We start from the raw sequence: 13387 nt of genomic DNA on the forward strand, positions 1-13387 counted from the left end.
TCCGTCTAACTTCGAATTACTCATAGCAAAGTACTCGCTATATTCGTAATTTCGAGTTATTACTCAAATTTTTCCGACTTATGTCACACTCTTTTTTTGACTCCTATATTGCACAAGGGTATTTTATTTACTTCAATTAGAACTTTTTATTCAACAATTTCAAATTCTTCTGTCAGATTCTTCTCAAGTCTCTCTGAAATTTTCTTCAATTCAGCAACATGAGTCGTAAATTCTTCCATTGTTGCAAGAACTTCTTCAGAATTGGCAGAAACTTCTTCTGTCCCAGCTGAGTTTTCTTCAGTTGACGCTGAGATATTCTCAAGATTCTCCAAAACAGTACTCTGAATATTTTCGATTTGTGAACTTGCCTTTTCAATCTTGTGAATACCTTCAAGAATATTTAAGCCCTTCGAGTAAACATCACGTGATGAACCAATCGCATTTTTAATCAATTCGGTTTGTTTTTTGCCACCAGTAACTGAATCCGATGTCTGTTTGACCATCTGTGCTGATTGATCTTGGATTTTACCAATAATGTCCTCAATTTCTTTAGTAGAGTCTTTGCTTTGATCAGATAACTTTCTGATCTCTGTTGCTACAACTGCAAAACCTTTGCCTGATTCACCAGCACTAGCCGCTTCAATTGAAGCATTTAAAGCTAACAAGTTAGTTTGATGCGATATTTCATTAATAACACGAATAATTTTAGTAATATTTTGAATATTATTATTCATTTTTTCAACACCGTGCATTAATTCTTCCATCTTATCTAATTCACTGTGCCAGTTAGAATTAACTTCCCCAGTAACATCGATATTTTCCTGGTTCATTTCACTTGATTCTTGAGATTTAGTCCCCATAACTTGGACATTTGCATGTAAATCTTGAATTGTTTGTGAAAGATCACGCATCTGAGTTACACCTTTTTGCGTATCTTCAGCTTGCGAGCTTGTAACCTCAGCTATCCCTGTAATCGTCTTAGCAACTTCTTCAGTTGCTGTATTAGTCTGCTTCGACAATTCTAGTAAGGATTCTGACATTTCCGCAACTTTGGTTCCTTCTTTTTGAACATTCTGAATTAGACTACCCACAGAATCAATCATTTGATTGTACTCGTACGCTAAACGCTGTGGTTCGTTTCCATGTTTATCTGGATAAACGAAACGATTAACTCGTCTATCAAAAAAGTTTTTAGCTTTTAACCGTTCTGGAACGATTTTTTCAAATTTCCCTTTACCCGCCGCCTCAAAGAATCTGCTGAGGGTGTTAACAATACTTTTAATTACCCGGACAAAAACAATAGAAATCAAAACTGCAAAAATCAACATAAATATAAGGATAATAATTGAAGATTTGATTAATGAGTTAAGCTCAGGAGTCAATTCATCTTTTTTAAGCTGCGCCATGGCAAAAGTTCCGTTATCGCTACTTCCGTGGCTATAGTAAATCTTCTGGACAGGTGAAGTTCCCGCAACCGAGACACTACCTTCATTTGCCGTAGCTACTGCTGCCCTTTTGAAAACTTCACTACTAGCAACACTTTTGCCGATTAAACTTGTGTCTTTGGAAGCGAGGACCCTTCCGTCATTAGCAACAAGCATAGCATTTCCTGTTCTACCTACATTTAAATGATTTAAAATATCCTGAACATCATCATATAATACTCTAAATGAGAGCACACCAATTTGTCCCTTAGAATTCTGCACTGCCTCAGAAATACTAATAACATTACTTTTAGAAGAAGCATCATAATAAGGCTTAGACCAGTAAACTTGCCCGATGTTTTTAACTGCTCCCTTATACCAAGGACGCGTTTTGGGATTAAATCCTGTTGGGAAAGTTTTCTTGGTTGAAACATACTTACCATCGGCATTTACAAAAATAGTGTCCAACATCACATCATTCTCACTCTCTGCCGCAGAAATTATTTTTTGAATAGTATTCATATCGTATGTACCCTTAAAAAGATCCTCATTCGCCAATGTGGTTAATGTCTTTTTAGCTGAGATATTCATTGAATCTCGACTATCTAAAACCGTTTTAACAGCACTCTCACGACTATTAGTTGTTCGTTCCAATAAAAGATTTCTAGTACTATTATACGAGCTTAAAAGCATTACGACAATTGGGATCAGCGCAATCATTATTAATGTTGCTGCTACTAGGCCGCCGATACTCTTGTTCCTTTGTTTCATAAATTGAAAACTCCTTTATTCTTTATTTCACATCTTAGTGTGCCAGTTATAAGCACGAAAGATAATTAATATCCATAATTTAATATCGGCAGAAACCTCCCAAAAGTTAATAATTATAAGCAGATTTATTTATTTAAAAGCAGAATTTCTTCTTTTTTCAGTAACTATACTTGAAAACGCACTAAAAATAGCTTATTTTTTCAGTAACAAATACTATTACCTGGTAAATACACTCCAAAAAATACTTTTTATTAGCTAACTATCTCAACATGATCTACTTATTTACTAAAACCTTTCCAAAAAGAGTAAACTAGCGTAGCAAAGTTCTAAAATTATGCTAGAATCTATGTTGTAAGCAGTTTTTTTAAAAGCTATTTTTTGCTAGAAAATAACTGACCAAGTTTAAATGTATTCAACAAGGAGATAACCAATGAACCAACCTATCTTTTGTTTAAAAACTAAATTACCCAATATTAAGCTCAAAAAAATGCTAGCTTTAATGGCTGAATGGCAAACAGCCTTTATTTTCCAAGCTCCCTCAAATAACACAATTCGTTTAGCTTATGGAGCAGTGGCAACTTGTCCTTTCCACCAAGGTCAAGATCAATTCGACACGCTCAAAAATTGGCAGGTAGACTTGAAAAAAAGGTTTGTTGAACTCACCCCGCCCCATCCAAATCAGCTTGCACTCGTAGGCAGCTTTTCTTTTGAACAATGTTCAGCTTCGAAAGACTCATTTTGGGAAGAACTTGCCCAAGGCTATTTTTTTCTTCCTCAATACACCATCATAAAAACAGGTGACAAGATTGAACTAATTACTTGTAGCCTTGATGCCGCTGCTATTAAACAAGAGAGTAATGCTTTTGCATATCAGCTACAAAAAGTCTCTAACCAGGCATTGACGCCAGTTTCGCATACAGTTTCTACTCCTACTGCCAATAGCTTGACGACATGGCAAAAAAAGTTAAGCTCAGTTGCTCAAAAAACCACTTCTCCACGGCTTAAGCAAGTCATCTTAACTCATTCGTTCGAAGCATCTTCCAGCACCATCTTCGAACCGCTGGCAATCTGGCGCCAATTAATGTTGATCCAACCACAAACTTATCATATTCTGTTAAAAACTAGTGTGGGTACTTTTATCAGCTCAACTCCTGAAAGGTTTGCTAAATTTCAGGCGAACCAACTGCAAACAGCTGCAGTTACAGGTAATATTAAACGTGGGCAAAGCCCAACTGAAGATCAAGAATTAACAACCGCACTCTTTAGCAACCGGCAATACTTGCAGGAACAAAAAGATGTGGTTAAAACACTTAGAAGTATTTTACAGAAACATCATTTAACTATTAGCTGTTCAAAAGAACCACAATTATTAAGAAATATGGATGTTCAGCATCTTTATACCCCTATTACAGCTAAAGGGCATTTTGAATTATTTAAACTACTTCATGATCTGCACCCGGCTCCTATATTGGGGGGCGTACCATACACTCAAGCTTTAAAACAAATCCAGCAGCTTGAGTCTGAAAGTCGCGGTCTTTTTGGTAGCCCGTTAGGATATTTTAAATTTGATGGTACTGGCGAACTAGCAACTGGTCTTCGGTCCGCCTTAGTAAAGGGAAAGACAACTAGATTATTTGCTGAAACAACATTGGCTAAAGAATTTGCACTCCAAAATGAGACCTCTGCGACACAATTTAGGTTCCAACCATTACTGCAGGTTCTAAAAGGGCGAGTTCCAAGTGCTTTGGTCTCACATTCTAACTAATTGAATACTAATAAGTTGCTTTCCAAACTGATACCAACCTAACCCATTTTAAATTTAGTTATAAAAAAGGTCTCTGGTATAATTGATATAGCTTAAGCAGATAACACCTAGACTTAAAGTTGATGTATAGTTGAACAGTAAGCCACATGGTGTATAATAATATATGATAATCGTTTTTGAGAACATCAGGAACAACTAAGGAGTTTATTAATATGACAACATCAATTAAAATTGTAACCGATTCATCTATTCAACTTACCCCTGAAGAAGTGGAAAAATATGCTATTCATATCGTTCCCCTATCTATTGAAATCGAGGGAAAGAGTTACGTCGATGGTGAAGATATCACTCGGCAGGAACTAATTGATAATCTGCGGGCTGGAAGATATCCTAAAACCAGTCAACCACCATTGGGAAAATTCGTTGAGCTTTATGATCAGTTAGGTGCTGACGGTAGTGAGATTCTAGCTATTACTATTTCTGATGTTCTAAGTGGAACTTTCAATACGGCCCAAACAGCAGCGGGAATGTCAACTTCAAAAGTAACTGTTATTAACAGTAAATCAACTGATCGTGGTCTCGCTTTTCAGGTTTTAGCGGCAGCACAAGATATTGCAGCTGGCAAAACGATTACTGAAATCAAGAAGCATTGCGCTGATATTTACAAACGAACTCGTGTCAATGTTTTGATCGATAACCTAGATTGTCTTGTTAAAGGCGGCAGAGTCAGTCGCTTTGCTGGTGCACTTACCAAACTAATTAACCTCAAAGTCATTGTCCAGCTTAATAATAAAAGCTTGGATGTCGTTGTCAAAGGTCGCAGCCGTAAAACCTTTTTGAAGTTTTGCCAACAAATAGCAGCTGCACATAAAGATAATAAGATTCTTGACTTATCCTTTTCTCATGTAGGGGTCGAACCAGAATTTCTTGGTCGTTTAAAAGATATTATTGTCCCGGAAGAGAACAAGGTAAACTACCTTGAACGTTTAACAAGCCCAATTATTATGACGCACACAGGCTTAAATGCCGTAGGGATCATTACACTTTCTGAAGAACCTGAACTAATAGAAAAATAAGTTAATAAGTAGCACGATTAATTGCGTAAAAAGGGTCTGTATAGACAATTGTCAATAACTGTCTATACAGACCCTTTTTACGCAATTCAATAATTCTTTTCCCCTTTTTATGGAACCCGATAGCAAAAGCTTAATTTAAACTAATTATCTATATTTTGCAACTTAGAGTGACGAATACCATAACAAAAGTACACGATTAATCCTAAAACTAACCAAATTCCAACTGATATTTTAGTAATACTAGGTAACATAACAATGAAATATATACTCAATAATCCAGCTAGTATTGGGAGATAAGGATAAAGTGGCATTTTGAAACCATTGTTATGAATGTCTTTGCGTTTTCGAAGCGGGATGATTCCAAAGGAGATAAAAGTAAAAGCTAATAAGGTTCCAGCATTAATTAAAGAAGCCAACTCTGTTAAAGGAACCAAACCAGCAAAAAAGGCTTGAATTATAGTAGCAATTATAATTGCATTATGTGGTACCTTATGCTTCTTACTAATTGCCCCCATCTTAGCAGGAAGTAACCCATCTCGGCCCAAAGCATAAACTAACCGTGAACCACCAAAGAACATCGTTATCATTGCTGTAAAGATTCCAATCAATGCTCCTACTGTAATTAATTTATTCCAAGTATTCAAATGGATAATTTTTAAGGCATATGCCGCTGGATCATCTACATTCAATTCTGAATAATGAACCACCCCTGTTAATACAAAAGAAAATGAAACATATAAGATAACAGATATTAGAACTGTTCCTAGTATGCCTTTTACGACATTCTTTTCCGGATTAATTGTCTCAGCCGAATTTGCAGCTAGAGCATCAAAACCAATAAAAGCAAAAAAAACGGTCGCAGCTGCTGTAGAAATACCGCCAAGTCCAAATGGCGTTGTATGAAACTGTTTAGGGTAAAATGGTACATAGTTACTTGTCTTAATATAAAAAATACCTACAATAATAAATAAAACAATAATAACCAACTTTATAATAACCGCAACATTTTCAACTTGCTTAGACAGTTGAGACCCATGAGCTATAATAAGCGCAATAACTAAGACAATCACTGTAGCTGAAAGATTTACCACCCCGCCTTCCAGCGGACCACTTTGCCAAGCTTTGGGTAGGTCCAACCCCAATGCGCTTAAAATATTATTATTGAAATAAGCAGCAAACCCTGTGGCTTCAGCAGAAACGGCTAAAAAATATTCTAGAATGAGTGCCCAGCCTAGCATCCAACCAACGATCTCACCATAAACTACAGACCCAAACGAATAAGCTGACCCAGCTACCGGCATTGCCGATGAGAACTCAGCATATGCCATCCCCACAACTCCTGACACCAAAGCAGCTAGCAAAAATGCAATCGTTACCGCGGGGCCTGCATGTAATGCAGCCTCGTGTCCAGGTAAAATAAATATTCCTGTCCCAATTACTGCGCCAATTCCAAGTGCAACTAAATCTCTAGCATGCAATGTACGCTTTAACCTAGAATCAGCTTGTAAATATGTACTTATTTCTTCCCTTTTGAAAATGTTCTTCATAAATTCTCCTTATGCCTTAATATAATTAAAACCCCAATATAACCTAGTTCTCAAAACTATCCATAGAGTTCTACATATAAATATAACATAAATTAAATTCTCCCAATACTTCTAAATCTATATTGTTAAATGCTTTTAGTAAGATTAACCACTCAATTTATATTTCGTAAGTAATGAAAGCTTCGCAAAGTTTTCACTTATAGAGTTGTATTTTTAATAGAACTGATTTCTTTTGCAACTGCGTATACAAGTATATTTGTCCAACTAGCTAATCAATAACCACTTTAGTTCCATATGGAATATTCTCATACATCCATTTAGCATCCGCGACTGTTAAATGGACACAGCCATGAGATGAAGGGCGTTTGCCTAAATCAGCTGCAACCGATTTAAGATATTTACCTTCAGCATCAGTTGGGGTTGAGTGAAAGAGAAATTCACCATGATTCTTCCATGAAACCCAGTAATAGGCACCTTCATCTTCACTCTGACTGTAAAAATAATCGCCCCGCTCACCTTGGATATGATAAACGCCCTTAGGTGTTGCTGTCTTACCTGGTTTTCCAGTAGATGCATACATCGTATAAAGGCACTTATCCTTATCTATCAAATAAACGCGCTGTTTACGTAAAGAGACATGAATCCAGAGGTTAGGATGCTTCGCAATGCTTGGGTATGCAGTTTTCTTCATTGAAGGTTTACGCCAATCTACGTGAAGATGCTGTTGTCTCTTGTTTTTCTTAATTGCAGACTGACTGCTTTCCTTAAGACTGGCTTGCTTAGTCATTTTATTATCTCGTTGTTTAAAGAATTGAATATTTTTTTCAACAAAGACACCTAATAACCCAACAAGCATAATACCCAAAATAAATTTTACAAGTCGCTTATTTACCTGCATCCTTTACTCCCTCCCCAGACATGTAATTCTTTAAAAAATATTTATTAACCAGCATACACTACTTCTGCTCTAAGGATAACTTTTTTGTTATGGAAGTCAAGCAAGTTATTCTGAAATTATCAGTATCGTAAAACTCTTAGTTATTTGGGACGACGCCAACCCAAGAGACACACTAGAGCAATCCCAATAACCGCATCTCCAATGACAAGCAGATTACGGTCCGCAAGCTTAGCACTGCCTAAGTAGACTCCTAGAACAACTGTAATAACTACCACTAGCAACATAAGAATCCACTGCAGTCTACTGAAAGCTAGACCATATTTTTCTTCCCTTTTCGTTATTAACGGCAAAAGTGCCCCTAACCCAATCAAAACGACAATTGCAACAACATTAATAATTAATTCATGCCACCAAACACTGCTGAACTCAGCAACATCTTGTGGTGCAATTCCAAAAATAGTAGCTACTGCTGTGACCATTAATGCCCAAAAACCAACCGTCCATGCAAGCTTATTATTTTTAATAAAGACATATTCAGATGGATAACGTTCTGGATTCTTGCGGACCCGCATAAAGGCATAGAAGATCCAGCAGGTAACTCCTGGTGAAATAATTCCATTCAAGTTAAGCAGCCAATTAAAGACATCATTCATTTCAGGTAAGAAGATTCCTAAAAACAAGATGAACCCTGATAGGAAGCATGTCAATAGATAACCATTGATCGGTAATCCGGCCCGATTCTTTTTACGTAAGAACCGCGGCATATACTTTTGACCAGTATCAGAGATCAGCATTCGCGTCATTGCATCTAATAAAACAGCCAACAAAGCCGCCAAGTAAATCACTTCAGTCCATGCAAACAAATACATGAATAAGTTACCCACGTGGTACTGCTGCCCCAAAGCTTGAAATGCATAATATGATCCATTCATTTTAAGATCATGCGGTAAATGATGTGCATCGAAAAAGATTCCCAGCGAGAAAGAACCAAAAATAGTTAAAAAGGCTGTCATCACAACTAACATCAGCATTGATTTAGGAAATTCACGTCGTGGTTTCTTCATCTTAGTTACAAATGGTGCAATTAATTCACAACCGTTAACAGCATAGATCAACAAACCGACCGTTGTTAAATATTTCAGATCAAACTTCGGAATAATGGCCCCTAGATTCATTGGTTGGGTCGCAATATGTCCCCCCATTCCTAACGATGAGATTGCCATAACAACAAACAGGACTGTCATTCCAAACATCGCAATTCCACCAATAGAACTCAACAACTCTAGTGAACGTTTAAAACGCGACTGAACCATAATAAAGACCACAAAAATCAGCAGTGTCCAGAGTGCGAATTGACTGTTAGACATATCATCCTGGAACTTACCACTACCATTAATGGCCCAGCCAAGCCCAACGACAACTGAATTAGCAGTATCAACAACATATGGAATAGATGCTGCCCAGTAAGTCCATGCCGTAAAGTACCCTAGAAATTCACCATTAGTTCCGCGAATCCATGAGCTAAGGCCGCCGCCCTCCTTGTTAAAGACCGAACCCAACTGTCCAACCATTAACGAATACGGGATAACATACAAGAAGAGCATTAAAATCCATGAAGTAATAACACCCATACCTTGATTCTTAAAGTTATAAATCAAATCATCAAAGCCAATAACTGTTACGAAGGCCATTAAAGCTAAAACGGGCCAACTAATATAATGTTTCCTATTCTCTAAATTATCCATTTTTCCTTCTCTTTGCTTCAGTTTATTTTCTGCTTCTTTAAGAGCAGTTTATTAATTTTTTTGTTGCAGCCTTGCTCGCAAAGCCGCGTCAGTTGCGTAAATATACATTCCGTAACGCGCACGCGTTAAAAGAACATCTAACGAATTTAAAATCAATCTTTCTTTTAGCTGAGCTGCGTTCTTTTTCTTCGCTAAACCATTAAAAGCTGCTTGATCCTGATAGGCAGCCGAACATATTTTAAGACAATCATGCCCTTTATCATAGCAAACACTCGGTCCAAGAATTATTCCAGCATAATTCAGATCAAATCCTTGAATTGTATAGACAGAACCAACCTCTTCAATTGAATCAGACCTTTCAGCCCACGACAGAGTCGCTTGGGGCTGATTGCGATCCCACCGCAGACTAAAGTTACCTGCATTGACAAAATAATCATCGCCATCTAAACGATAAGGAAAGTCATATGTCGCTAACATTCGACTTAAGCCAACAGAACTATTCCGTTTTTTGATCAAATCATACATTGCCTGTGCATCATCCATAATCCTAAAATCAAATTTTTGGGGTGCTGGCAGCGGTAAGATCTTTTTCTGAACCAGAGCCTTGACCCAATTATTAACGTCTTCTTCGGCCTTAATTCTAAATTGTGTCGTTAAATGATAATGCTGCACCTGGTTTACAGAATCTGTCAGTAACTGTAGTTTTCTATTTGTCCAATAACTCTTTCCCTTTAGAACTTGCTTTTCATCAAAGACCAAGATAACGACTTTACTAAGACTGATGATTTCCTGTAACTGATTATTTTGCTTAAAGTGATTATAAGGATCACTTTTAGTTAGTAGTAAGTGCGCCTCATCTACCAAGACGATATCTGCTTCCTGATGTATTTTATGTAAATGATTAATAAAAGTTGTTGGCCTCTCAAAATTCTTCTTCAAAAGTACCGGTTGCTGTGCTGCAATATTTTTATAAAGCTTCAGCATTTCTGGATGATTGACTAAGAGATAGTTACTTGTTTTATGTAATGATGATTCTTTATCTCTAGCTGCCTGTTGGAGTACGTTAAAAAGTGCTGTTAAAATAACACTTTTTCCTGTGCCAGCATCTCCAGAAACAATAAAGACTCCTCGTTCCTGTCTCACGAGAAGTTTTTGACAAAAGTTGAGGATCCTATCTTCCAAGTCCTGTTGTTCAGTTGTTGGAGTTACTGCCAACAACTTGCTAAGTGCTTCGTTGGCCAGCCTATTCATTTTCTCACTCCAATCTCTTAAACCTTTTTTCCATAATGTCAGCCTTAACTCTTTTTAAAGACTTTCTTCATAAATTCTTCAAACTTTAGTATTAGACTGTTCTTGTAACATAAATATTTAACCACCCTCATTTACTCCCCCTAATATAGTAAATGAATAACCTTTATCGTTAATGAATAACGAAATTCCCGCCTAGCTTAATTGCCTAGGCGGAATTTTTTTATATATCCTTTTTATTAACAATTATTAAATAGCACTTATTATTTTACTACCTTCAGATCAGTTTCAGATTCCTTATACTTATCAGAGATTTGTGCAAAAAGTCCCACAAAAATAATGTTAAATGATATTTCCCACATGTGCTGATCAATAACTGAGCTTAGGATCACTAATAATAGTGCAATCTCTAATATGAAATATTTCTTTGAAATAAACTTATACGACAGAAACATTATCAAAATCATTGTGAACAAAAAAGCCCAAATACCATGCATCATCAAAACACGGATAAATGAAGAATCTATAAAGAAATAATCATACGGGCCATGATGTAAACCACCATTTCCCATTTGAGGAACAAATTGTCCCAGCAAAGGAACATTATAACGCTTGAAAGCCATGTTACCATAAACTAGTCTTTGAGATAAGATCTTATTAATAATTTTAAAAATAGGGTTAGATGGGACAAATAGATATGCTAACACTATATTAAACATAATAAAAGCAACTATCATAATATTCATTATTTTTGCACTAACATAGCTAATAAACCTAACCACGTATTTGTAGAAAATAGCAACTAAGATCACTAACAACATCAACACTGTATCCAATCTCGTATCTGTCAGAACATACATTGCAACGGTCACCGCACCTAAGGAAATATACTCAGGCAAGCTTAATTTGAACTTTTTAAAAACTGTATAAAAGAGCATTAAATAGAAAACCCGTGCAGCAAAATCAGTTGGGTAGACTGCACCCAACGCATATCTTACGATTGGTGTTCCATGACGTCCAAAAGTAATATTATAAACTAGTCCTACTTGTGATGCTATGATGGTTAAAATCAGAGCTGCCCCAATCAAGATTAGATAGGTCTTAAGAATTTTTGAAAATTTAATCCCCTTGGCACCCAGAATAAGAATACCGTAATAATAAATGTCATAATCATAAGATACTCGACACGTAAATTCTATCAAAATTCCTAGTAGCAAAAAAATTGTTAAATCCTTTAACTCCCAGCTATCAAATAATAATATTTTTATGACCACAAAGATAGCTGAAACTTTCATAAAGTCGTACAGTACAGGTGAACTCAAATATTGCGTGAACATCGTACCTCGAAGATAATTAACTAATGCATACACTATAAAACCTATAAAATACAATTTTTCCGCTGGATTACTGATCTTCTTGTTAAAATAGTCTCGTATCTTATTTCGTTTGGCAACTATGCCCATCATAATTTTCTAACCTCACCTATGTTGTGACCTAAAATCACTAATAATTTTTTTAATCTTATCCAAGATAGTTGGACGTAATAGTAACAATACTCCCCCATATATAACTACTCCAAGCAGGATCTGCCAAATCAATGAGACAACATAAAAATGAACAGTGTTATTTATTTTAAAAACTATCGCAAACATAACTAATCCTGCTAGAAGATATTTAGGAATATTCACAAACAACTCCCTCAATCTAACAACTTTTCTTATCTTCCATATCTGGTATGAAGTAACAGAAAGCTCCGAAAGAATTGTCGCTGCCATCGCACCATATAAACCTCCAAAATAGATAAATGGTACATTACAAATAATATTTATAACTGCTCCCAAGATAACAGAGCTCGAGTACGCTTTAATTTTATTAGTGGGTAAGAGAAACTGCTGTCCGATAACATTGCTCCATGCTATAAATATAATAATAATAGATTCGAGTAGTATTGCTCGTCCAACTGGGATAAATTCAGTTCCATAAAAAAACGGTCCTAACTTAATAGATATCCCCGCCAACCCACATGCCATAGGAATTGAGATAAAGGATACAAAGTCAAAAGACTCCACTAAATAGTGTTTTACTCGCTTACTATCTCCTTTTGAGAAAGCATTGGTTACATGTGGCAACATCACTGTCCCTGTGGCCGTTGCTAACGACAATATCAATTTAACGATCGTATCTGCTCTATCATAAAAACCAGATGAAGAGACTGGTCCCAGAAGCCCCAACATACTCTTATTTAGAATAAGATATACTTGAACTGCCACTTGAGGTACAAAAAAAGTAATTGATGGTCTAAAATGACGCCAAATATTTAACTCTGAAAAATCAACTTTAACCAACGTTTTTCGCAAATATGGCCATAAAGTTACATTACCTAAAAGAATTGAGCCTGCAAGAATCAAGATATAAATCCATAAGTCGCTCCGTTCCTTAACGAATATAAAAATTAAAATAATCGATAAAACTTTGACAAACGTATTACGCAAAACAGTTTTCTTAAAATCTTCTATTCCCATATAAAGCCAAGAAATATCTACTCCTGCAGCAATTATGTATAACGACTGAATAAGCATATAAAATTGGTACCTATGAAGCACCATTAAAATTCCAAGGAAAAGGATATACGTCGCACTGATAGTAATTGTTTTCAACAATTGAATTTCCCAAAAGGTTTTACTCATTTTATACTTATCATCACGTATAGCAGCAATTTCACGGTTGCCATACAGCGCAATTCCGATACTTCCAAATAGAACAAAATATTGAATATTCGCATTTGTAGTCGCATTAATACCTATGTTAGTAGCACCCAATACACGCGTAACATATGGTGCCGTTACTAAAGGCAACAGCATTGCCAATAGCTGATAGCCTGCATTGTAGAAGTAATTCTTGAAAATCTTCATT

General features: G+C 36.1%; 9 protein-coding genes. 2 read left to right on the forward strand and 7 right to left on the reverse strand.

Annotated elements, in window-relative coordinates; all coding sequences use genetic code 11:
- Positions 1-146: 146 nt before the first annotated feature.
- Positions 147-2195: a methyl-accepting chemotaxis protein gene (locus FC81_RS03950; RefSeq protein WP_057743196.1), complete on the reverse strand. Its 2049-nt coding sequence runs from the start codon at positions 2193-2195 to the stop codon at positions 147-149.
- Between the two features lie 430 nt (positions 2196-2625).
- Between FC81_RS03950 and FC81_RS03955 the strand changes: the two genes are divergently transcribed.
- Both FC81_RS03955 and FC81_RS03960 read left to right on the forward strand, forming a co-directional pair.
- Complete coding sequence (locus FC81_RS03955; protein ID WP_057743198.1) at positions 2626-3960, forward strand: chorismate-binding protein; 1335 nt, start codon at positions 2626-2628, stop codon at positions 3958-3960.
- Positions 3961-4172: 212 nt separating this feature from the next.
- Complete coding sequence (locus FC81_RS03960; protein ID WP_057743199.1) at positions 4173-5036, forward strand: DegV family protein; 864 nt, start codon at positions 4173-4175, stop codon at positions 5034-5036.
- 140 nt (positions 5037-5176) lie between these two features.
- Here the strand turns inward: FC81_RS03960 and FC81_RS03965 are convergent, their stop codons facing one another.
- The 6 genes from FC81_RS03965 to FC81_RS03990 form a co-directional block, all read right to left on the reverse strand.
- Positions 5177-6583, reverse strand: coding sequence for an APC family permease (locus FC81_RS03965; RefSeq protein WP_057743201.1), 1407 nt, complete (start codon positions 6581-6583; stop codon positions 5177-5179).
- Between the two features lie 268 nt (positions 6584-6851).
- Positions 6852-7481 carry a L,D-transpeptidase gene (locus tag FC81_RS03970; RefSeq protein ID WP_057743202.1) on the reverse strand — a complete coding sequence of 210 codons (630 nt, stop codon included), beginning with the start codon at positions 7479-7481 and terminating at the stop codon, positions 6852-6854.
- A gap of 140 nt (positions 7482-7621) precedes the next feature.
- Positions 7622-9226: an APC family permease gene (locus tag FC81_RS03975; RefSeq protein ID WP_057743204.1), complete on the reverse strand. Its 1605-nt coding sequence runs from the start codon at positions 9224-9226 to the stop codon at positions 7622-7624.
- 51 nt (positions 9227-9277) lie between these two features.
- Complete coding sequence (locus FC81_RS03980; protein ID WP_057743206.1) at positions 9278-10477, reverse strand: DUF2075 domain-containing protein; 1200 nt, start codon at positions 10475-10477, stop codon at positions 9278-9280.
- 260 nt (positions 10478-10737) lie between these two features.
- Positions 10738-11940, reverse strand: a complete 1203-nt coding sequence (locus FC81_RS03985; RefSeq protein WP_057743207.1) for a hypothetical protein — start codon at positions 11938-11940, stop codon at positions 10738-10740.
- Between the two features lie 12 nt (positions 11941-11952).
- Positions 11953-13386, reverse strand: coding sequence for an oligosaccharide flippase family protein (locus FC81_RS03990; protein WP_057743209.1), 1434 nt, complete (start codon positions 13384-13386; stop codon positions 11953-11955).
- Between the last annotated feature and the right edge of the window lies 1 nt (position 13387).

This window comes from Liquorilactobacillus capillatus DSM 19910 (assembly GCF_001434915.1).
GTDB lineage: Bacteria > Bacillota > Bacilli > Lactobacillales > Lactobacillaceae > Liquorilactobacillus > Liquorilactobacillus capillatus.

What these genes read in the sequence shown, in the direction of transcription:
- FC81_RS03980 (WP_057743206.1), bottom strand. Translation starts at nt 10,477, where the DNA reads ATGAATAGGCTGGCCAACGAAGCACTTAGCAAGTTGTTGGCAGTAACT.
- FC81_RS03965 (WP_057743201.1), bottom strand. Translation starts at nt 6,583, where the DNA reads ATGAAGAACATTTTCAAAAGGGAAGAAATAAGTACATATTTACAAGCT.
- FC81_RS03970 (WP_057743202.1), bottom strand. Translation starts at nt 7,481, where the DNA reads ATGCAGGTAAATAAGCGACTTGTAAAATTTATTTTGGGTATTATGCTT.
- FC81_RS03960 (WP_057743199.1), top strand. Translation starts at nt 4,173, where the DNA reads ATGACAACATCAATTAAAATTGTAACCGATTCATCTATTCAACTTACC.
- FC81_RS03985 (WP_057743207.1), bottom strand. Translation starts at nt 11,940, where the DNA reads ATGATGGGCATAGTTGCCAAACGAAATAAGATACGAGACTATTTTAAC.
- FC81_RS03990 (WP_057743209.1), bottom strand. Translation starts at nt 13,386, where the DNA reads ATGAAGATTTTCAAGAATTACTTCTACAATGCAGGCTATCAGCTATTG.
- FC81_RS03955 (WP_057743198.1), top strand. Translation starts at nt 2,626, where the DNA reads ATGAACCAACCTATCTTTTGTTTAAAAACTAAATTACCCAATATTAAG.
- FC81_RS03950 (WP_057743196.1), bottom strand. Translation starts at nt 2,195, where the DNA reads ATGAAACAAAGGAACAAGAGTATCGGCGGCCTAGTAGCAGCAACATTA.
- FC81_RS03975 (WP_057743204.1), bottom strand. Translation starts at nt 9,226, where the DNA reads ATGGATAATTTAGAGAATAGGAAACATTATATTAGTTGGCCCGTTTTA.